The 17,337-nt window shown below is 63.8% G+C and carries 23 protein-coding genes; 8 read left to right on the top strand and 15 right to left on the bottom strand.

Annotated features, from left to right (window positions below; translation table 11 throughout):
* The first annotated feature begins 9 nt into the window (after positions 1 to 9).
* Positions 10 to 918: a flagellin gene (locus tag ACE10X_RS31515; protein ID WP_038383440.1), complete on the top strand. Its 909-nt coding sequence runs from the start codon at positions 10 to 12 to the stop codon at positions 916 to 918.
* Positions 919 to 930: 12 nt separating this feature from the next.
* On the opposite strand, the gene ACE10X_RS31510 is transcribed toward ACE10X_RS31515, so the two are convergent.
* From ACE10X_RS31510 to ACE10X_RS31495, 4 genes are all read right to left on the bottom strand, one after another.
* Positions 931 to 1,869 carry an ABC transporter substrate-binding protein gene (locus ACE10X_RS31510; protein ID WP_038383441.1) on the bottom strand — a complete coding sequence of 313 codons (939 nt, stop codon included), beginning with the start codon at positions 1,867 to 1,869 and terminating at the stop codon, positions 931 to 933.
* Positions 1,866 to 2,153, bottom strand: coding sequence for a cytochrome c (locus ACE10X_RS31505; RefSeq protein ID WP_050999374.1), 288 nt, complete (start codon positions 2,151 to 2,153; stop codon positions 1,866 to 1,868). The genes ACE10X_RS31510 and ACE10X_RS31505 overlap by 4 nt, the downstream gene beginning before the upstream one ends.
* A 76-nt stretch (positions 2,154 to 2,229) precedes the next feature.
* Positions 2,230 to 3,894: a methanol/ethanol family PQQ-dependent dehydrogenase gene (locus tag ACE10X_RS31500; protein ID WP_038379118.1), complete on the bottom strand. Its 1,665-nt coding sequence runs from the start codon at positions 3,892 to 3,894 to the stop codon at positions 2,230 to 2,232.
* 225 nt (positions 3,895 to 4,119) lie between these two features.
* Positions 4,120 to 4,365 (bottom strand): hypothetical protein, encoded by a 246-nt coding sequence (locus tag ACE10X_RS31495; RefSeq protein ID WP_244435729.1) that lies wholly within the window; start codon positions 4,363 to 4,365, stop codon positions 4,120 to 4,122.
* Positions 4,366 to 4,557: 192 nt separating this feature from the next.
* On the opposite strand from ACE10X_RS31495, the gene ACE10X_RS31490 reads away from it, so the two are divergent.
* The 4 genes from ACE10X_RS31490 to ACE10X_RS31475 all read left to right on the top strand — a co-directional run bounded on the left by ACE10X_RS31490 (position 4,558) and on the right by ACE10X_RS31475 (position 6,838).
* Positions 4,558 to 4,956: an EF-hand domain-containing protein gene (locus ACE10X_RS31490; RefSeq protein ID WP_038383444.1), complete on the top strand. Its 399-nt coding sequence runs from the start codon at positions 4,558 to 4,560 to the stop codon at positions 4,954 to 4,956.
* Positions 4,957 to 5,292: 336 nt separating this feature from the next.
* Positions 5,293 to 5,373: a pyrroloquinoline quinone precursor peptide PqqA gene (gene pqqA, locus ACE10X_RS31485; RefSeq protein WP_009031067.1), complete on the top strand. Its 81-nt coding sequence runs from the start codon at positions 5,293 to 5,295 to the stop codon at positions 5,371 to 5,373.
* Positions 5,374 to 5,635: 262 nt separating this feature from the next.
* Positions 5,636 to 6,484 carry a hypothetical protein gene (locus ACE10X_RS31480; RefSeq protein ID WP_080583264.1) on the top strand — a complete coding sequence of 283 codons (849 nt, stop codon included), beginning with the start codon at positions 5,636 to 5,638 and terminating at the stop codon, positions 6,482 to 6,484.
* 117 nt (positions 6,485 to 6,601) lie between these two features.
* A complete protein-coding gene (locus ACE10X_RS31475) occupies positions 6,602 to 6,838 on the top strand; it encodes a hypothetical protein (RefSeq protein ID WP_028340088.1) in 237 nt (78 codons plus the stop codon).
* Between the two features lie 5 nt (positions 6,839 to 6,843).
* Here the strand turns inward: ACE10X_RS31475 and ACE10X_RS31470 are convergent, their stop codons facing one another.
* Genes ACE10X_RS31470 through ACE10X_RS31455 form a run of 4 tightly spaced genes read right to left on the bottom strand, consistent with a single transcriptional unit; the run spans position 6,844 to position 9,610 of the window.
* Positions 6,844 to 7,197, bottom strand: coding sequence for a hypothetical protein (locus tag ACE10X_RS31470; RefSeq protein WP_028340089.1), 354 nt, complete (start codon positions 7,195 to 7,197; stop codon positions 6,844 to 6,846).
* 40 nt (positions 7,198 to 7,237) lie between these two features.
* On the bottom strand, positions 7,238 to 7,948 hold the full coding sequence (locus ACE10X_RS31465) for an ABC transporter ATP-binding protein (RefSeq protein WP_375763358.1): 711 nt from the start codon (positions 7,946 to 7,948) through the stop codon (positions 7,238 to 7,240).
* Entirely contained in the window at positions 7,938 to 8,675 is a 738-nt protein-coding gene (locus ACE10X_RS31460; RefSeq protein ID WP_028340091.1) for an ABC transporter permease, read from the bottom strand. Before ACE10X_RS31460 ends, ACE10X_RS31465 begins: the two co-directional genes overlap by 11 nt.
* 2 nt (positions 8,676 to 8,677) lie before the next feature.
* Positions 8,678 to 9,610 (bottom strand): ABC transporter substrate-binding protein, encoded by a 933-nt coding sequence (locus tag ACE10X_RS31455; protein WP_375764631.1) that lies wholly within the window; start codon positions 9,608 to 9,610, stop codon positions 8,678 to 8,680.
* A 149-nt stretch (positions 9,611 to 9,759) separates the two neighbouring features.
* Here ACE10X_RS31455 and ACE10X_RS31450 point away from each other — a divergent pair, with 149 nt between their 5' ends.
* Positions 9,760 to 10,101, top strand: a complete 342-nt coding sequence (locus tag ACE10X_RS31450) for a hypothetical protein (protein ID WP_375763357.1) — start codon at positions 9,760 to 9,762, stop codon at positions 10,099 to 10,101.
* A gap of 124 nt (positions 10,102 to 10,225) precedes the next feature.
* Here the strand turns inward: ACE10X_RS31450 and ACE10X_RS31445 are convergent, their stop codons facing one another.
* Together ACE10X_RS31445 and ACE10X_RS31440 are read right to left on the bottom strand one after the other, a co-directional pair.
* Complete coding sequence (locus ACE10X_RS31445) at positions 10,226 to 11,050, bottom strand: quinoprotein dehydrogenase-associated SoxYZ-like carrier (RefSeq protein WP_375763356.1); 825 nt, start codon at positions 11,048 to 11,050, stop codon at positions 10,226 to 10,228.
* Positions 11,051 to 11,093: 43 nt separating this feature from the next.
* A complete protein-coding gene (locus ACE10X_RS31440; protein ID WP_375763355.1) occupies positions 11,094 to 12,020 on the bottom strand; it encodes a quinoprotein relay system zinc metallohydrolase 2 in 927 nt (308 codons plus the stop codon).
* A gap of 167 nt (positions 12,021 to 12,187) precedes the next feature.
* On the opposite strand from ACE10X_RS31440, the gene ACE10X_RS31435 reads away from it, so the two are divergent.
* Complete coding sequence (locus ACE10X_RS31435) at positions 12,188 to 13,069, top strand: substrate-binding domain-containing protein (protein ID WP_038383449.1); 882 nt, start codon at positions 12,188 to 12,190, stop codon at positions 13,067 to 13,069.
* Positions 13,066 to 13,620: a PQQ-dependent catabolism-associated CXXCW motif protein gene (locus tag ACE10X_RS31430; protein WP_038383450.1), complete on the top strand. Its 555-nt coding sequence runs from the start codon at positions 13,066 to 13,068 to the stop codon at positions 13,618 to 13,620. Before ACE10X_RS31435 ends, ACE10X_RS31430 begins: the two co-directional genes overlap by 4 nt.
* Before the next feature lie 27 nt (positions 13,621 to 13,647).
* Here ACE10X_RS31430 and ACE10X_RS31425 read toward each other — a convergent pair whose 3' ends face one another.
* From ACE10X_RS31425 to ACE10X_RS31405, 5 genes are all read right to left on the bottom strand, one after another.
* The gene (locus tag ACE10X_RS31425) at positions 13,648 to 13,944 is read right to left on the bottom strand and encodes a copper-binding protein (protein ID WP_375763354.1); all 297 of its coding nucleotides are present in this window, start codon (positions 13,942 to 13,944) and stop codon (positions 13,648 to 13,650) included.
* A 142-nt stretch (positions 13,945 to 14,086) separates the two neighbouring features.
* Positions 14,087 to 14,698, bottom strand: coding sequence for a hypothetical protein (locus ACE10X_RS31420; RefSeq protein ID WP_038383452.1), 612 nt, complete (start codon positions 14,696 to 14,698; stop codon positions 14,087 to 14,089).
* Complete coding sequence (locus ACE10X_RS31415; RefSeq protein ID WP_028336929.1) at positions 14,695 to 15,543, bottom strand: ABC transporter permease; 849 nt, start codon at positions 15,541 to 15,543, stop codon at positions 14,695 to 14,697. The genes ACE10X_RS31420 and ACE10X_RS31415 overlap by 4 nt, the downstream gene beginning before the upstream one ends.
* Entirely contained in the window at positions 15,540 to 16,361 is an 822-nt protein-coding gene (locus ACE10X_RS31410) for an ABC transporter ATP-binding protein (protein ID WP_375763353.1), read from the bottom strand. The genes ACE10X_RS31415 and ACE10X_RS31410 overlap by 4 nt, the downstream gene beginning before the upstream one ends.
* Positions 16,358 to 17,335: a YVTN family beta-propeller repeat protein gene (locus ACE10X_RS31405; RefSeq protein WP_375763352.1), complete on the bottom strand. Its 978-nt coding sequence runs from the start codon at positions 17,333 to 17,335 to the stop codon at positions 16,358 to 16,360. The genes ACE10X_RS31410 and ACE10X_RS31405 overlap by 4 nt, the downstream gene beginning before the upstream one ends.
* Positions 17,336 to 17,337: the final 2 nt, after the last annotated feature.

The following is a 17,337-nucleotide window of genomic DNA, read 5'->3' as shown; positions in this document are numbered from 1 at the left end:
GCCGTCGTCATGATGATGCGTGTTGCCACCTTTGCACAGTCGGACCAGATGATCTCAAACGCTCTGCGGGTTCAGGCGGTGATGGCCAACGAGCAGGTGCAGGAGTCCTCCGGGCTGCAGTCCGAGGATTTCGGCGGCTACGGTTCCGGCGCCGGGCGCGTCATCAATTTGCAGGTCTCGGTGACACGTGCGCAGTCCTATATCGATGCCAGCCAACTCGCCGACAACAAGGTGCAGGTGATGTATTCGGCGGTCGGCTCGGTGACCGACATCATCACGCAGCTGCGGACGCAGCTCAGCGCGGCCACCACCGGCAGCAGCACGGCGACGGCATCGGTGATCAACTATGCCCAGCAGGCCATGGCGCAGATGCAGGGGCTGCTCAACACGCAGTATGACGGCGAATATGTCTTTAGCGGCGCCCGCACCGACACTGCGCCGGCGGACCTGTCGAGCTTTGGGACGGGCACTGGATCGCTGACGACATCAGACACCAGCTACTACAAGGGCGACAGCGAGATCGCGTCCGTGCGAGTGTCGGACAGCCAGTCGATCTCCTACGGCATCACCGCCGGCAATCCGGCGTTCGAGCAGGTGATGCGGCTCTTGAAATTCGTCGGCAACAGCTCGAATTTGTCGTCGAGCGAAGTCTCGCAGGCACTCGACCTCGCCAGCAATGCGCTGGATGCGACGTCCACCGTGCAGGCAAAGCTGTCGACCGCGGCGTCGCAGATCGAGACCGCCAGCAGGAACCAGAGCGACTATCAGAATTTTGCGAAGACCCTGTCGACGGACCTCACCAGCGTCGACGTTGCGGCCGTGACGGCGCAGCTTTCGACCTATCAGGCGCAGCTGACGGCGTCCTATTCGGCGATCTCCAAGATCCAGAGCATGAATCTGGCGAGCTATTTGCGATAGCTATCGCCGGCATCAGCGGTTCAGGATCTTCAGCCAGACATCGCCGAGGATGATCGGCTCGCGCGGCGGAAGCCAGGTGAGGCCGGCGGCTTTGCCAATATCCGCGATGGTGCCCTTGGCCTGCAGATCGGCGAGGACCTTGTTGACGGATTCCAGCAGCGCCTTGTCGGTCTCGAGCGCAACGTAGCCGCGGTTGGCGCCGATCGGATAATAGTAGCCCGAGGCCGTGATCCTGGTGTCCGGATGTTCAGCGCGGTAGGCATCGAAGCGGCGCAGGTCGAGCAGTGTGGCGTCGAATTCGCCGCGCTCCAACTCTCCGAGCAGGTCGCTGCGCCCCGGAACGAGGTGCGTGATGTCGTCGATCAGCCTTCCCTTGTCGAAGGTCATCAGAATGGCATCGCCCAGCGTGCCGCTTTCGATCGTCAGGCGAAGGCCGGCGAGATCGCCGATATCGGTGATCTTGCGCTCCTTGACCTTGTCCCTGGCCTTGGGACCGAGGACGACGGTCATCGGCGAATAGATGTAGGGCTGGCTTGGCGCCAGCACCCCGATCGGGATCCGTCGGCGGCGATCCTCGCGGGTGGCGCCGTCGAAGTCGGGCAGCTTGGCCGTCGTGACGCCGGGCGCCTTCAGCGAGTCCTTGGTGAGGGCGTAGCCGCCGACCAGCGAGCAGCGCCCGTCCGACAGCAGCGCATTGGCTTCGAGCGCGGGGCTCGAATCCTCGTCGAGCTTGCTCTCGAACCACTGGATCTTGAGCGGCCGTCCAAGCAGCTCGGCAATGGCCTGCGCGAGCGCCACGTCGAAGCCGGCATCCGGTTTGCCGCGATGATGCGCCGACAGCGGCGGCAGATCCTCGTCGAGGCATACCTTGAGCGGGTCGTCGGCCGCGTGTGCTGCCGCCGACATGGCAAGAAGCAGAGCCGTCGCGGCGCCCGCAAGCAGGGCCCTCATGGGGTCCTCCGGCTCGACACGAAGGCCCAGACGTCGGCGATCTCCTGCTCGTTCAGAATGTCGACCCAGGGCGGCATCTTGCCGTTCTTGCCTTGCTTCACGGTGGTGACGAAGCGCGTCTTGTCGTCGGGAAACGCGCGCAAGTCCGGCGTGATGGTGCCGGAGTTGACCATGTTGGGCCCATGGCAATGCGAGCAGTTCTTGGCGTAGGTGACCTTGCCCTGGTCGGCCTGACCCTGAAGGTCGATTGCGGTGGTTTGCTGTGCGGCGGCCGGGATCAACATGATCAAGGCCGTCGCGACGGCGGCGAAGATCGCCGCCGTCAACAGGATTACTCGTTCAGTCACGTGTGCTCCGCGCTCAGTTCTTGACCGCGAAAACCCAAAGCGAGCCGCCGGGCGGGACCTTGGCAAGCCGCTCGTCGCCCGAGAACAGCGAATAGACGCCGCCATAGCCGGAGGTAACGGCGACATACTGCACGCCGTCCTGCTGCCAGGTGACCGGTTGTCCTTCGATGCCCGAGCCGGTCTGGAACTGCCAGAGCTTCTTGCCGGTATCGGCATCGAACGCCTCGAACTCGCCGGTCAGCTGACCGGAGAACACCACGCCGCCGCCGGTGGAGAGCACGCCGGAGAAGCGCGGAATATCGCTCGGCGCTTCCCACTTCGCCTTGCCGGTCATCGGATCGATCGCCTTCAGGTGGCCGCGCGGTCCGGTGCCCCATTCCCAGGGATCGGTGAGATCCATGCCGAGATACCATTCGCCCTGCTTGAACGTCACCGGCTCGGCCTTGTACTTGCCGCCGAAGGCGAGCGTGTTGGCGTAAGCGAGGCCGGTCTGTGGATTGAACGACATCGGCTCCCAGTTCTTGCCGCCGAGGATCGACGGGTAGACCGTGACCTTCTTGCCTTCACGCGCATCCTTGGTGATGTCGGTCTCGATCGGCCGCCCGGTCTTCATGTCGATGCCGGTGGCCCAGTTGACGTTCACATAGGGATTGGCCGCGAGCAGCTTCCCGTTGGTGCGATCGAGCACGTAGAAGAAGCCGTTGCGGTTGGCGTCCATCAGCACCTTGGTCGGCTTGCCCTCGACATTCATGTCGGCGAGCACCATCTCGGCCACCGAGTCGTAGTCGAACGGGTTGTTCGGCGAGAACTGGTAGTGCCACTTGATCTTGCCGGTCTTCGGATCGAGCGCCAGCACCGAGCAGGTGTAGAGGTTGTCGCCGGGACGCACCGCCGAATTGAACGGTCCGGGATTGCCGATGCCCCAATACACCGTGTTCAGTTCGGGATCGTAGGAGCCGGTGATCCAGGTCGATCCGCCGCCGAGCTTCCAGGTGTCGCCCTTCCAGGTGTCGCCACCGGGTTCGTCCGGGGTCGGGATCGAGTAGGTCCGCCAGAGCTTTTTGCCGGTGGCCGGATCCCAGCCGTCGATGAAGCCGCGGGTGCCGAATTCAGCGCCCGAGATGCCGGTGATCACGACGCCGTCGGCGACCAGCGGGGCCACCGTCATCGAGTAGCCTTCCTTGATATCCGCAGCCTTCTGGCGCCACAGCTCCTTGCCGGTCTTGGCATCGAGCGCGATCACGTTGGCGTCGAGCGTGGTGCGGAACACCTTGCCGTCATACAGCGCGGCACCGCGATTGATGATGCCGCAGCAAACGATACGCGGCGTCTCGGCGGGATACTCGACCTTGGTCTTCCAAATCTGCTTGCCGGATTTGGCGTCGATCGCGATCGTGGCGTTGTGCGTGGTGACGTAAATGACGCCCTGGTAGACGAGCGGCTGCGATTCCTCGCTGCGGTCGTCGTTCAAACTGTAATTCCAGACCGGCACCAGATTTTTGACGGTGTCCTTGTTGATCTGGTTCAGCGTCGAGAAGCGCTGAAGATTGTAGCCCATTCCATAATTGAGAACGTTCGATGTATCGGTCGCACCCTTGACCAACTGCTCGCTGGTCTGGGCGCTTGCCCCATAGGATGCAAGAATTACGAGGCTCGCGGCCAGCGCAATACGTCTCATCATATCCTCCCAATGAACCTTTTTCTGCACGCCTATTCCTGACGTTGCGGACGGAACCATCCGCCTGAAACCAAAACGGGTCAATACGAAAACGTGAACGAGCGCCCCGCTAACCGCGCGAGCCCGGGTCGAAGGCGTCAGGTTTTGGCAAACGCGCCCGTGGCTTACCGTCGCGTGGAATACGCTACACCAGCGCGGCCCGCCGTTATGCCGCAGCGCGAACGGTCAGCTTGACGGCGTAGGGGGACAGACACTCGGCCGCGGTTTCGCGCCCCGCTTGTCCGGCGGCACGTTGCAATTATCGATACGCTGCTCGTCGGTCCATTTGCGGCCGAGCCGCTCCTTGCCGGTGAGCACGCGCTGCTGGACCGCCTCCGCCGAGAGGGCAGGGTGCCGCGTCTGCGCGGACACGGGCGCGATCAGACCGAATGCAACGAGGCAGCCCAATGCGTTCTTGCAAATGCTTGTCATGGGTCACCTCGCTCGTTGTGGTGCCATCGAGAGCGCCACAGATGACCCGTGAGGCAACCGCTTTCCACCCGAATCCCGACAGGATTTCGCCGCGTACACGAACCGTGGGAAGCTCCGCTGAAGCTGCTATGGTAGGGTCCGATCGCAGGCGCTCCGTGTCTTCGCCGGAGCGGCACTTACGGGAGACGAACGATGATTTCGCGCCGATCGCTTGCGCTGAGTTTGGCCATCGCCATCCTGTCGGGGCCCGCCCTGGCGGCATCCGGCCGCAAGAGCGCGCTGAAGATGCTTGATCCTGACAATGACGGTACGGTCGACCTTGCCGAAGCCAAGAAGGCTGCGGCCGACCTGTTCGCGAAGCTCGATCCCGACCATGACGGCACGCTCGACGCGCGCGAATTGCGCGGACGGCTGACCGCGAAAGAACTGGCCGCCGCCGATCCGGATCACGACGGTACCCTGACGCTCGACGAATACCTTGCGGTCGTCGAGCAGCGCTTCAAGGCCGCCGATCCCGACAATGACGGAACGCTGGATGCGAAAGAGTTGAAGTCGCGTGCCGGCCGAGCCCTGCTGCGCCTGCTCAAATAGGTTGCCAGCCGGCGAACCTTTGCCGGGCGGATTTGCCGGATATTGACGCAGGATTCCGCGCATAACAAAAAAAGTTGCGATTTCGCTCTTGGGCAAGACGCGGCGGGATGAATCGGGTCTCCTTACCCGCGCGTCGCCGCCCGGCAGCCGGAAAATGCCCGACAGATCAGCGTCGGAGTTCCCGATGCCGGGCAGATGTCAGCGAGCCGTCGTCCGCTTCGGCATGTCCAGCAGCGAAGTCGGGTCCTTACCCGGCCGGCTTGCGCCCTGGAAAAGGCAGCCCTAGCTTGCCGCGCGGCGCGAGGCTTGCGCCAACCTATGACTTGGGAGAAGGAAATGGCCTGGAAAACACCGAAGATCGTCGAAGTGCCGGTGGGCATGGAAATCAACATGTACGCCTGCGCAGCGCGCAAGTAATCTTAAGACAAGTAACGCGAGACAGCCTGCCCGGTTCATGCAGCGCGCTGCATCGAGCCGGGCAGGCGTCTTTTGTGGAAAGTGTCTTTCGCGGGCCTTGATACGGCCGCTCGGACAGCTTCCCTCATGCCCTTCCCACAAGACCTTGAGACCGACACCACCTGCGCGATTGGCGGGCCTTGCTGCTTTGTCCTACAGTGTGGCCGGAGGCGGTGGTGCGGGGACGATGAATCCAAAGATCAAGACCGGGCGTTGGATGGGGATGCTGTGCGCGTCGATTGCCGGCATCGCGGCGGCGTTGCCGCCTCGCGCCTATGCCGAGGACTTTGATACCGAGCACATTTTCGGCTTCATGATCGGCTCCGACGTGGGCAATGTCGGCGAGCGTGAATTCCAGAGCCAGACCACCGGGCGCTTCACCAAGGACGGCGGCCGGTATCGCACGCTCAATCAGGAAATGGAGCTCGAGCTCGTGCCCGCGCCGAATTTTCGTGTTGAGCTTGGAACGTCATTCAGCGCATACGACATCAGCCGCGTTCCAGGTCTTGACGATCGGCGCCAGCTGTCGTGGCAGAGCGTCTCGGTCGATTTCCGCTATCGCTTTCTGAATCGCGAGACGGCGCCCTTTGGCATGACGGTCGCGCTGGAAACGCGAGCCGATCGCGTCGACGAGACGACGGCCGCGGCCGTCCGCAGTTATGGCACCGAACTCACGGTCGCGTTCGACCGTGAAGTGATCCCGAATTTTGTCATCGCGGCCCTTAACCTAAGCTATGAACCGGAATGGACGCGCACGCCGCGCACCGGTGCTGCGGATCAGGATGCAACCATCGGTGCCGCATTCGGCCTGATGGCCAGGGTGAAGCCGGATATCCTGATCGGCGGCGAAGCGCGCTATTTCAGGAAGTATGAGGGAATCGGCCTGGATGAACTGTCAGGGCAGGCGCTGTTCATCGGGCCCACCGCCTATTTCCAGCTCTCCGAACGTTCACGCCTGACCGCGACCTGGAGCGTCCAGGCCTGGGGGCAGCGGGCCGGGAGCAACGCTGCCCTCGACCTCGTCAATTTCGAGCGCCACCAGGCGCGGCTGGTGTACGGTTTGAACTTCTAGAGCGTAAAGCCTCCGGGACCGGGTTCCCCAACCCCTCACGGGGCTGTGAAACCCGGACGTGGCTGGTTACGTATTTTACCGTGTTATCCATTGCATGAGCACGCATAGGGATCGCGCATGAATCCGATTGATCTGATCGTCACTGTATGTGCCGTGCTGTCGCCCGCCACCTGCGAGGAGCAGCATCTGGTGTTCAACTGGAACGGCTCGCTGCAGCAATGCGCCATGGCCGCGCCGCCTTACATCGCGCGATGGGTCGGCGAACATCCGAAATGGACTGCGGTGCGCTGGCGTTGCGAGTATCCGCACAGCAACGATCGGGCCGGCGCGGGCGGCGAGCCGCCGGCGGGTTAGCCTTCCTATTTGTTGCAGTCCTTCAGGTCCTTGTCGGACACCGAAAACACGGCGTCCGCCTTGATCTCGATGTCGCGAACGAAGCACTGCCTGGCACCGCTGTAGCCGACCTTAGCGTCGTAGCGACCGGGTTCGACGCCGGTGATGCGCAGCCGCTCGTCGTGGTCGACTTCCTTGTCCTTGTCGTTGAGCGTCTGGTTGGGACCCCACTCGTTCTTGCCTGCCGGCGACAGCTCAAAGCTCGAAATCGTGGCGCTGGTCAGATTCCACAGCCGAATGCCTTTGCCCTTGCTTTGGGCGAGCACTGTCGCCGGCAGCACAAGCAACGCAACACCAACAGCGATCAACGCGCGCGACATCCAGCCTCTCCCTTATGCTTCGTCCAAGGATGACGGCGTCTCACATATTTGCAAGGTCCAACTGCGAGAGCTGCCGCTTGATTTCGTCGATCTCGGGCTCGCCGCGCGTCGCGCGTGGTGCGGCAATGGTCTCGACGTGAAGGATTCGGGCCGGCCGCGGCGACAGGAAGAACAGGCGATCGCCGAGACGAACGGCGTCGTCGAGATCGTGGGTGACGAGCAAGGTCATCATTTTTCGGCTGGCGACCAGCGTCGCGACCTGGTCGCGCAGCCGTCCCGCGAGTGCATTGTCGAGCGAGGCCAGCGGCTCATCGAGGATCAGGAAATCAGGCTCGATGGCGAAGGCGCGGGCCAGCGCGACGCGGCGGGCGAGGCCGAGTGACAGCTCCGCGGGAAAATGGTTGCGGTGCGCGCCCAGTTCGAGCACCTCGAACAGCGCAGAGAGCGTGCTGTCGCCGACATGCGGCGCGGCCAGCCGCACATTCTCCTCGACCGTGCGCCAGGGCAACAGCCGCGGCTCCTGGAAGACCATGCCAAGGCGCATGCCCGGCGATCGCGTGACATGGCCCTGGTAGTTGCCGTCGAGCCCGGCGAGGATCCGGAGCAGGGTGCTCTTGCCGCAGCCTGACGGGCCGAACAGCACGCCGACCTCGCCAGCGTTCAACGTGAAGGTGACGTTGTCGAGCACGTCGTGCCGCTTCCCGGCCGCGCTCTCAAAACTCTTGCCGGTGATATTGACCTCAAGCTGCACGGAGCCGCCACCGCGTTAGCCTGGTTTCAAACGGCTGCACCAGCAGGGTTTCGATGACGAGCACGACACCCGCAAAGCTCAGCGAATAGGCGAGCAGCAAGGGGATATCGAATAGCTGGAAGGCGACGCCGATCTCGAAGCCGACACCGTTCGGCCGTCCGAGATATTCAGCGACCAGCACGATCTTCCAGACCAGCGAGAGCCCGGAGCGCGCAGCGGCCGCGATGTAGGGCGCAAGCTGCGGCAGGATCACATGACGGAAGGCGCGGCCTCGCGGAAAAGAAAACGCCGTCGCCATTTCGTCGAGCGCAGGGTCGAGCGCGCGGGCGCCCTCGCGCAGGGTGACGACGGCGGTCGGCAGCTTGTTGATGGCGATGGCGGCGATCGCGGCGACCTCGGTCAGGCCGGCCCAGATGTAAGCGAGCACGATGACGACGAGCGCCGGCAGGTTGAGCAGCAGGATCAGCCAGGGATCGCCAAGGCGATTGGCAAGCGAGACGCGGCCCATGAGGTAACCGATCGCCGAGCCGAGCGCCATGGCAAGGGTGAAGGCCAGCGCGACGCGCGCCAACGTCGCGCCGAGATTGACGAACAGCGCGCCCGATCGGGCTTCGGCGACGAGCACCGACAGCACTGCGGGCGGCGCCGGCAGCTTCGCATCGCCGATCAGCAGCGAGGCAATCCACCAGGTCGCGATGAACAGCGCGAATGAGAGGAGACGCAGCACTGCTAGTCTCCCGGGATCGCTTGATAGAAGGTGCCGGGATCGAGTTCGGTTGCCGTGCCGACCAGGTCGCGGCCGCCGAGCTGCGCCAGCACGCGGTAGAGCACGCGCGCATCCGCCTCCTCTTCGGCGATCGGACGGCGCGGGATGCCTTCGCGGTAGCGCTCACGATAGGCATGCAGGGTTGCGGCATCCTGCGCACCGGTGAGCGGCGCGATCGCGCCCCATTCGGCATCCGAGGTCGCCAGAATCTCTTTCGCGGCGCGCGTCACGGCGATGAAGCGGGCCACCAGATCCTTGTTGGCGTTGGCCCAGGCCTCGTCGAACACGTAGCCGATCATGGCGATGCGGCCCTTGCTGCCGAGCTTTTGCAGGATCTCCTCCATCCCGGCGAGCCGGCGAAAACCCTTGGCTTCGAGCGCGGCGCAGAAATTCCAGTAATTGAGCGTCGCGTCCATCTCGCCGCCGAGCGTCTTGGCGGCCAGCAGCGGCGGTGCGCCATAGACGATGGTCGCCTGCGACTTCAAGTCGACGCCGTCCTGCTTCGATGCGGCCTGCAGCAACAGCCAGTTCTTGTCGATCGCGCCGCCGGCGATGGCAAGCTTGCGCCCCTTGAGGTCCGCGAGCGTCTTGACCGGCGAGGAGGCCGGGACCATCACGGCGCCCAGCGCGCTCGAATAGGGATAGAATTGCAGCCTGGCGCCGAGCGACCGCTCGCGCGACACCCAGGGCCAGTCCGATACCATCACGTCGGCCGTGCCGGCGCGCAGCGCGATCTTGCCGGCCTCGGGGCTGGCCAGCTCGATGACGTCGATCGACAGATTGGCCTTCTTGTCGAGACCATGGGAGCGAATGACGGCCAGTTCCCAGGCCAGCGTTCCGGTCTTCTGCGCTGCAACGCGGATGGTCTGCGCGTAGCACGAGGTGCCGAACTGCATGACCGCCAGAACTGCCGCAGCCAACACCGTGCGTACAGAGATGATCATCGTTTCTTGAGCCACTTCCCCGAATGTTTTCTTTTCTGATCAACATCCATAGCATAGCTTGCGGAAAGAGAAGAGGAAGCAGGACCATGGCAGGAGCTGGCATGCTACGACCGATTGCCGCCATCCTGGTGCTCGCCGGGACGGCCGTCGGCGTGCGCGCCCAGGAGATCAACGACTATCCGACCTCGGCGCGGGCGGAATATGTGTTCGGCTGCATGAAGGCCAATGGCGAATCCCGGCAGTCAATCGAGCAATGTTCCTGCTCGATCGACGTCGTCGCCTCGATCATCCCCTATGACCGCTACGTCACCGCCGAGACCGTGCTGAGCATGGCGCAGGTGCGCGGCAATCTGGGCGGCCAGTTCCGTTCGTCCGAGCAGGCCGCGAACGCGCTCAATGACCTCAGGCGCGCCCAGGCCGAAGCCGAGGTCAGGTGCTTCTAGAGCGTTTTCGAGCGAAGTGGATACCGGTTCGCGTGAAGAAAACGCGTCAAGACAAGAATCCAGGGCCCCGTTCCGATTCCATCGGACCGGGGCTCCAGCGTTGATCGCGAGAATCGCCGGCGCGTCAGGTCCCGGGATTGTCGACCTTCCATTCGTGTTCGAAGATGTGCCCTTCGGTGTCCTTGGCTTCGGCACGGAAGCGCTTGGCGCCATTCGAGACGTAGGTGAAGCGGATATTGGGATCCTCGGAAATCGAGATTCCGCCCTCCATCGCCAGCACCGGACTGTCGTCCTGCCAGATGTGCAGCTCGTTGACGAAGAAGGCCGGGATATAGAGCTGCGTGACCTGGTCCATCTGCAGGCCTGAATTATTGGGATGCCCGATCATGATCTGGGCTTCCCGCGTGCTGGTCGCAGGTCCCTGTTCGGACTTGGTGAATTGCCGGTAGCGCATCTGGCCGAGGCGGTTCTTGGCTTCCTCGACGTTCTTGCCGGCCGGCGCCGAGCAGCCACCTGAGGCTTTGACATAGACCTTGCTGACATAGAGCTTGCCGTCGCTGAGCTCCGCGACGGCGTGCACATTGGTGTAGTTGTTGACACGGACGCGGGTCGAGATCTCCGTGACGTTGGCGGCCGGTCCCAGCGTGAACTTCGCGGCCATCGGCGCCGGATTCTCGTCGATCACAAGCGTGATCGCGACGATGCGGCGGCTGTCGCTCGGCTGCAGCTTGGTGCGGAGCGTCACCGGCACGATCGCGGCGTCTTCCGCGCGCATCGGCATCTCGATGCCGATGACATCATTGCCGTCATTCATCGGACGGTTGCTGAAGATGTCCTGGACGAGACCCGGCCAGGGATCATAGGCCTCCCCCGCGGGCGCAGCCGGTGTACCCAGCGCGATCGTGAGCAGGCTTGCGATGCAAAGCAGGCGGGCGCGATGTCCGGTCATGGTCGCGAAATCCTATGCAGCCGCGTCACTATAGGACGAACAGCTATTCCCATTCAATTTCCGAGAATGCTGCAGTTGCGTTGCGGGCGTTGTAATCGTCGAACAATTGCCAGCGCGGCCGCTCGGCGGCTGCGGCGTGCTCGGCTGCGGTCGTGATCGGCTTGCCGCTTGCGACCAGTGCGCGCACATCGCCGGCCAGCACTCCAAGATAACGCCGCTCGTCGGCAAGCGCCGCCGGCCACGCGCTCACGGGTCCGTGACCGGGAACCACGCGCTCGGCGGAGATCGCCGCGAGCTCGTCGAGTACACGCAGCCAGCCCTTGAGGCTGCCGTCGACCACGGGAATATGGATGAGAAACACCATATCGCCGGCGAACAGGGTTCTGGTTTGCTCGTCGAGGACCGTGAGGTCGTTGTCGCTATGGGCGGGCGGCCACGCTTTCAGGGTGAGGGCCCGTCCGCCGAGGTCGAGCTTCAGCGTGTCCGCGACCAGCACGGTCGGGGGGATGATCTTCACCTCGTCGATCAGCTCATCGCCCATGCTCCGGCGAAACCCGTCGAGGTAGAATTGCCCGCGCGCGGCCAGCGCGCGTGGCAGCGACTTGTGGCCGACGAAGCTGGTCCCGTCGCCGACGAAAGCCGCATTGCCGAAGCTGTGATCCGGATGCGCGTGGGTGTTGATCACGTAGCGGATCGGCTTGTCGGTATGGCTGCGGACCGCGGCGAGCAGCTGTCGTCCTTCGCGGACGCTGCCGCCGGTGTCGATGACGGCGACGGCGCTGTCGCCGATCACGAATCCCACATTGGCGATGGCGCCTTCGTTCTCGCGCGTCATCAATGCGGTGGCCCCGGTGTGAACGAATATTCCGGGAGCGACTTCGCTTACAGGCAATTCCACCTCTTGCGCCCGCGCTATGGTCGGCGCCCAAAGCATCAGGAGCAGCGCAAGCACCGAACCGCCATGAGCCATGTTTCCGCCTCAGTTACTCCGGGACGTGCGATCGATGTCGTCGCGTTCCAGTTTGCGCTGCAGCAAGCAACGCGGCGTGGTCGCGATCATTATTCCTGTTGCACGTCATGGTGCGCCGGGCAATTGCTGGATGGCGGCGATCGATCCGATCAAGAGGAGACCGCGTAATGAGAATTGTCGGATGCCGTCCTGTTCTGCTCGCGCTTGTCGGCTTCATCGCCTGTCTGGCCGGCCGCGACACTGCGCGCGCGCAGGTCAATGATCAGGGCGAACTTTCCATCGAGCTCATCGATGCCCGCGTGCTGCGCATCTGTGCCGATCCCCGCAACCTGCCGTTCTCGAACGACAAGGGCGAGGGATTTGAGAACAAGATCGGCGAACTGCTGGCCGGGAAACTGCAAAAGAAGCTCGACTACATGTTCTTTCCGCAGGCGACCGGGTTCGTGCGGATGACGCTCGGCGCGCATCGCTGCGACGTGATCATGGGTTTTCCGCAAGGCGATGACCTCGCGCAGGGCACCAATCCCTATTACCGCACAGCGTATGCGATCGTTGCCAAGCCGGGCAGTGGGCTCGATGAGGTCACGACGCTCGAGGACGAGCGGTTGAAGGGCAAGCATATCGGCATCGTGGCGGGAACGCCGCCCGCGACCAACATGGCCATCAACGGCCTGATGACCAATGCGAAGCCTTATCCGCTGATGATCGATACGCGCTACGATTCATCGGCCGAGGCGATGATGACCGATCTCGCCAAGGGCGAGATCGACGCAGGCATCCTGTGGGGGCCGATGGCGGGCTTTTACGCCAAGAAGGCCAACCCGCCGCTGCACATCACGCCGCTGGTCAAGGAGACCACGGGACCGAAGCTGGTCTATCGCATCGGCATGGGCGTGCGGGCGTCCGACCAGAACTGGAAGCGCCAGCTCAATCGCCTGATCCAGGAGAACCAGCCCGAGATCAACAAGATCCTGCTCGACTACGGCGTCCCGCTGCTCGACGAGAACGACCGTCCAATCGGGCCGGAGACCGCGACCAAATCACCATGATCAGGCTCGCGGCCATGCTTGCGGTGATGTTCGTCGCCGCTTCGCCTGTCCGCGCGCAGGATCCACCCGCAGAGCCGGAGGGCTATCGCACCGAGGACTACCGCGCGCCGGTGCCGGTGACGCTTGCCGGCACACGGGTGCTCACCACCGCGGAAGCGGAAGCGATCTGGCGCGACAAGTCCGCCGCCTTCGTCGACGTGCTGCCGCGCGCGCCGAAGCCAAATCTGCCCGCCGGCACGGTGTGGCGCGAACGGCCGCACCTCAACATTCCCGGCAGCATCTGGCTGCCCGACACCGGCTACGGCAAGCTCGCTGCGCCCACGGAGGATTATCTGCGACGCGGGCTCGTCCGCGCCTCAGGCGGCGAGGCGACCAGATTGCTCGTGATCTACTGCCAGGAGAATTGCTGGATGTCGTGGAACGCCGCCAAGCGCGTGCTGTCCTACGGCTACCGCAACGTGGCGTGGTATCCGGAGGGAACCGACGGATGGGAGCGTGCCAAATTGCCGCTGGCGGATGCCGAGCCCGAGCCGCGCGAGGGAGAGCAATGAGCCCGCCGCCAACGCACCACGCGGGCGTTACTTCTGCTTGTCGAGCTTGTTGATGGTCTTGCCGCCGTCGCTGTCCGTTGTGGTGAACGTGACCTTGTCACCGGCGTGGAAGGCCTCCAGCGATTGTCCCTTGGGCACCTTGTATTCCTGAATCGCGCCGCCGGACGCGCCCACCGTGCCGCTTTGCGTCTGCTGGATCGAGATGGTTCCACTCAGTCGGTCAATTTTGGTGACCATTCCCGACATGGATTGCTGGGCCAAAGCCGCTGAGGTGACCAGGCTCGCGGTGGCAAGGCTGGTCATGACGATCTTGGCTGCTTTCATGGAGGTCTCCCAACTTCAGATATAGTTGGAGACAACGAGCGGGCGGCGCAGTTTGTTCCGGATCGGCGTGGCCCAAAAGATTGTTACCCGAGAGATCGTCAAAGCGGCACGTTAACGATCCCGGGGCGATCGGTCGCAGGCCTCAATCCAGCTCCTGCTGGATGGTGCGGCCGAGCGCGAACAGCCGCTGATCGATGGCGGTCGGCACCTCGCAGACGAATTTCACCACCCGCCCGCGGTCCTCGAAGATGCGGGTCTCCCAGACCAGCTGATTGCCGAGATCGTCGACCTTGGCCTGGTCCGGCGGTGTCGCGTCCTGCAGCGCCTGCAGCTTGAGCGTGTCGTCGCGGATCTTCTCCGCAGCCTCGCGCTGCTTGCGCATCACGCGCTCGAGCCCGTTCATCACCGAGGCGCGCTGTCCGTTGAGCGTATCGAACAGGCCCGCGAACAGCAGCTTTCCCGCATTGGCCTTGTCGGCCGCAGCAGCTGACAAGAATTCGGTGATCTCCTTCTGCGCCTCCTCCAGCGGGACACGGCGCGCCGCGAGCTTGATCGCGAGTGCGCTGACTTTCGGGTCGTCCTTCCACTTGGTCTCGGCATCGCCGAGCGGCGGCCCGGCCCAGACCGCGGCGAGCGAGATCTCGGGCACCTTGGCCTGTTGGCAGGGCCAGTCCGGATAGCGCGGGTCGGCAGCCGATGCGACCTGGTTCGACAGAACCATCGCGAGCAGCACGCCCAGTCGCCAGCCTGTCATGCCTCGCCTCCGCCGGGTCCGCGGCGCACCAGGCCGCGCGATGGATCGTAAGCCAGGATCGCGCCGATCATGAAGACGACCGTGCAGCCGCCGACCACCGCGAGCGAAACCCAGTTCATCTTGCCATACAGCGCAAACCGGATCAGCTCCACCGCATGCGTGAACGGATTGCACTGGCAGATGTAATACAGCATCGGGCTGCCTTCCTGCACGCGCCACAGCGGGTAGAGGGCCGACGATGCGAAGAACATCGGGAAGATCACAAAGTTCATCACGCCGGCGAAATTTTCCAGCTGCTTGATGCTGGCTGAGATCAGCATGCCCAGTGCGCCGAGCATCAGGCCCGACAGCACCAGCGCCGGAAGCACGGTGAGGTAGCCGATCGTCGGCGGCGCGATGTCCCAGAACCACGCGATGACAAGGAAAGCATAGACCTGGAGCAGCGACACCGCCGTGCCGGCGAGCAGTTTGCAGAACAAGAGATAGCCGCGCGGCAGAGGGCTGACCAGCAGCGTGCGCATGTTGCCCATCTCGCGGTCGTAGACCATCGACAGCGAGGATTGCATGCCGTTGAAGAGCTGGATCATCGCCATCAGCCCGGGTGCGATGTAGACCTCGTAGAGGATGTAGGTCTCGTAGGGCGGGATGATCGAGATGCCGAGCACCTGCCGGAATCCGGCCGCGAAGATGAACAGCCAGACCAGCGGCCTGACCAGCGCCGACACGAAGCGCTCGCGCTGATGCAGGAAGCGCAGCGCCTCGCGCCACACGATGCCGTTCAGGCAGACGATGTATTCCGACAGCGAGAAGCCGCTTCGCTCAGGCGTAACCGTCGTGCTGGTCATGACGGCGGTCTCCCCGCGAGTGTTGCCGTTCCGGTCAGGCGCATGAACGCGGTGTTGACGTCCTGGGCGCCGGCATCAGTGATCACGCGGGACACCGGGCCGTGCGCCAGCATTCGGCCCTGATGCAGCACGACGAGGTCATCGTTTGGCATGATCTCGTCGAACAGATGCGTCGCCCAGAGCACGCCGATGCCCTGTTCGGTGACGAGCTGCCGGACATGGTCGAGGATGTCGGCGCGCGCCTTGACGTCGAGCCCGACCGTGGCCTCGTCGAGCAGCAGCAGCCGGGGCCGGTGCAGCAGCGCGCGGGCGATCTCGAGCCTTCGCATCTGGCCGCCCGAGAGATCGCGCACCTTGCTGGCGGCGCGGTCGGCAAGCCCGATGCGGCCGAGCACCTCGGCGCTGCGCAGCCGCGCCTCGCGCCGCGAGATGCCGTGCAGCGCGGCGTGATACAGCAGGTTCTGCGTCAGCGAGAGATCGAGGTCAAGCGTTCGCGGCTGGAACACCACGCCCATCAGCCGCAGCGCTTCACCCGGCGTCCGGCTGATGTCGTGGCCGAAGATCTTGATCTGGCCGTTCTGGATGCCGAACAGCCGCGTCACCAGCGAGAACAGCGTGCTCTTGCCGGCGCCATTGAGGCCCAGCAGCGCGGTGAAGCTCGCAGGCTGGACCGTGAAACTGACATCGATCAGGGCGCGGCGCGGACCGTAGCTGTGGCTGACATTGCCGATCGACAGGGCCGGCTGCACGGCCGCGGCTGTTCCAGGGCCTGCATCCGGCGAGGGCTGGCTCGCGATATGGGCGTCGGTTGCGGTCATGGCTGCGCGATCGTGATCCCCCAGGGCAGTTCGCCGACCTGAATGGTCTTGATCACCTTCTGGGATGCGACGTCGATCACCGAGACGTCGTTGGAGACGCCGTTGGTGACCAGCAGATATTTTTCGTCCGGGGTGAAATCCATGTGCCAGACCCGCTGGCCGACCAGCAGATATTTGAGGACCTTGTGGGTCACCCCGTCGACGACCGCGACGCGATTGGCGGGGCCGAGAGCAATGAATGCAGTCTTGCCGTCCTTGGTCATGCCGATGCCGACAGGCTGGATCGCTTCGTTGCGCAGGCCCGGAATTTCGAACGTCATCTTGCCGGTCACCTCGCGCTTGACCGGATCGATGATCGACACCGTGCCGCCGATCTCGGAGGAGACCCACAATTCGGAGCCGTCGCGCTTGAACTGGGCGAAGCGCGGCCGCGAATCGACCAGCACATTGGCGACGATCTGGCGCGTCGACGTGTCGATGAAATGCGCCATGTTGGTGGTTTCGGAGGTATTGATCAGGATCTTGCCGTCCGGGCTGATCGTCATCCCTTCGGGCTCGACGCCGACCTGGATGTCGCCGATCCGGGCGCCCTTTTCGAGATCGATCACGGTCACCGTGTTGTCGTTCTCGTTGGCGACATACATGGTCTTGCCTGCGGCATCCTGGGTGAACAATTCAGGGTCGGGACCGGAGGGCAGGGTGTCGACGATCTCCTGGGTCTTGGTATCGATCACCTGGATCGTGTCGTCGTCGCCGACCGCGACCATCACGAACTTGCCGTCGCGCGAGAATTCGATGCCACGCGGCCGCTGGCCGACCTTGATGGTTTTGGTCACCGTCCAGCTGTTGGTGTCGATCACCGTGACGGTGTTGCCCTTCTCGTTGGAGACGTAGGCAACGAAGGCGGACGCCGGTGTCGCGGCAAGCCAAACGAGCATCCCGGTCAACAGACAGCGGCGCCACATGCGTTTCATCT

The sequence above is a fragment of the Bradyrhizobium sp. Pha-3 genome (assembly GCF_042258325.1).
In the GTDB taxonomy this organism is placed as follows: domain Bacteria; phylum Pseudomonadota; class Alphaproteobacteria; order Rhizobiales; family Xanthobacteraceae; genus Bradyrhizobium; species Bradyrhizobium elkanii.
Note: the sequence above shows the minus strand (reverse complement) of the source record. Positions and strands in the feature narration are given on the sequence as shown.

What these genes read in the sequence shown, in the direction of transcription:
- ACE10X_RS31470 (WP_028340089.1), bottom strand. Translation starts at nt 7,197, where the DNA reads ATGTCGCGCGCGTTGATCGCTGTTGGTGTTGCGTTGCTTGTGCTGCCG.
- ACE10X_RS31480 (WP_080583264.1), top strand. Translation starts at nt 5,636, where the DNA reads ATGCTGTGCGCGTCGATTGCCGGCATCGCGGCGGCGTTGCCGCCTCGC.
- ACE10X_RS31495 (WP_244435729.1), bottom strand. Translation starts at nt 4,365, where the DNA reads ATGACAAGCATTTGCAAGAACGCATTGGGCTGCCTCGTTGCATTCGGT.
- ACE10X_RS31425 (WP_375763354.1), bottom strand. Translation starts at nt 13,944, where the DNA reads ATGAAAGCAGCCAAGATCGTCATGACCAGCCTTGCCACCGCGAGCCTG.
- ACE10X_RS31490 (WP_038383444.1), top strand. Translation starts at nt 4,558, where the DNA reads ATGATTTCGCGCCGATCGCTTGCGCTGAGTTTGGCCATCGCCATCCTG.
- pqqA (WP_009031067.1), top strand. Translation starts at nt 5,293, where the DNA reads ATGGCCTGGAAAACACCGAAGATCGTCGAAGTGCCGGTGGGCATGGAA.
- ACE10X_RS31405 (WP_375763352.1), bottom strand. Translation starts at nt 17,335, where the DNA reads ATGAAACGCATGTGGCGCCGCTGTCTGTTGACCGGGATGCTCGTTTGG.
- ACE10X_RS31515 (WP_038383440.1), top strand. Translation starts at nt 10, where the DNA reads ATGATGATGCGTGTTGCCACCTTTGCACAGTCGGACCAGATGATCTCA.
- ACE10X_RS31445 (WP_375763356.1), bottom strand. Translation starts at nt 11,050, where the DNA reads ATGACCGGACATCGCGCCCGCCTGCTTTGCATCGCAAGCCTGCTCACG.
- ACE10X_RS31455 (WP_375764631.1), bottom strand. Translation starts at nt 9,610, where the DNA reads ATGCAGTTCGGCACCTCGTGCTACGCGCAGACCATCCGCGTTGCAGCG.
- ACE10X_RS31510 (WP_038383441.1), bottom strand. Translation starts at nt 1,869, where the DNA reads ATGAGGGCCCTGCTTGCGGGCGCCGCGACGGCTCTGCTTCTTGCCATG.
- ACE10X_RS31500 (WP_038379118.1), bottom strand. Translation starts at nt 3,894, where the DNA reads ATGAGACGTATTGCGCTGGCCGCGAGCCTCGTAATTCTTGCATCCTAT.
- ACE10X_RS31450 (WP_375763357.1), top strand. Translation starts at nt 9,760, where the DNA reads ATGCTACGACCGATTGCCGCCATCCTGGTGCTCGCCGGGACGGCCGTC.
- ACE10X_RS31440 (WP_375763355.1), bottom strand. Translation starts at nt 12,020, where the DNA reads ATGGCTCATGGCGGTTCGGTGCTTGCGCTGCTCCTGATGCTTTGGGCG.
- ACE10X_RS31435 (WP_038383449.1), top strand. Translation starts at nt 12,188, where the DNA reads ATGAGAATTGTCGGATGCCGTCCTGTTCTGCTCGCGCTTGTCGGCTTC.
- ACE10X_RS31505 (WP_050999374.1), bottom strand. Translation starts at nt 2,153, where the DNA reads ATGTTGATCCCGGCCGCCGCACAGCAAACCACCGCAATCGACCTTCAG.
- ACE10X_RS31410 (WP_375763353.1), bottom strand. Translation starts at nt 16,361, where the DNA reads ATGACCGCAACCGACGCCCATATCGCGAGCCAGCCCTCGCCGGATGCA.
- ACE10X_RS31415 (WP_028336929.1), bottom strand. Translation starts at nt 15,543, where the DNA reads ATGACCAGCACGACGGTTACGCCTGAGCGAAGCGGCTTCTCGCTGTCG.
- ACE10X_RS31420 (WP_038383452.1), bottom strand. Translation starts at nt 14,698, where the DNA reads ATGACAGGCTGGCGACTGGGCGTGCTGCTCGCGATGGTTCTGTCGAAC.
- ACE10X_RS31475 (WP_028340088.1), top strand. Translation starts at nt 6,602, where the DNA reads ATGAATCCGATTGATCTGATCGTCACTGTATGTGCCGTGCTGTCGCCC.
- ACE10X_RS31430 (WP_038383450.1), top strand. Translation starts at nt 13,066, where the DNA reads ATGATCAGGCTCGCGGCCATGCTTGCGGTGATGTTCGTCGCCGCTTCG.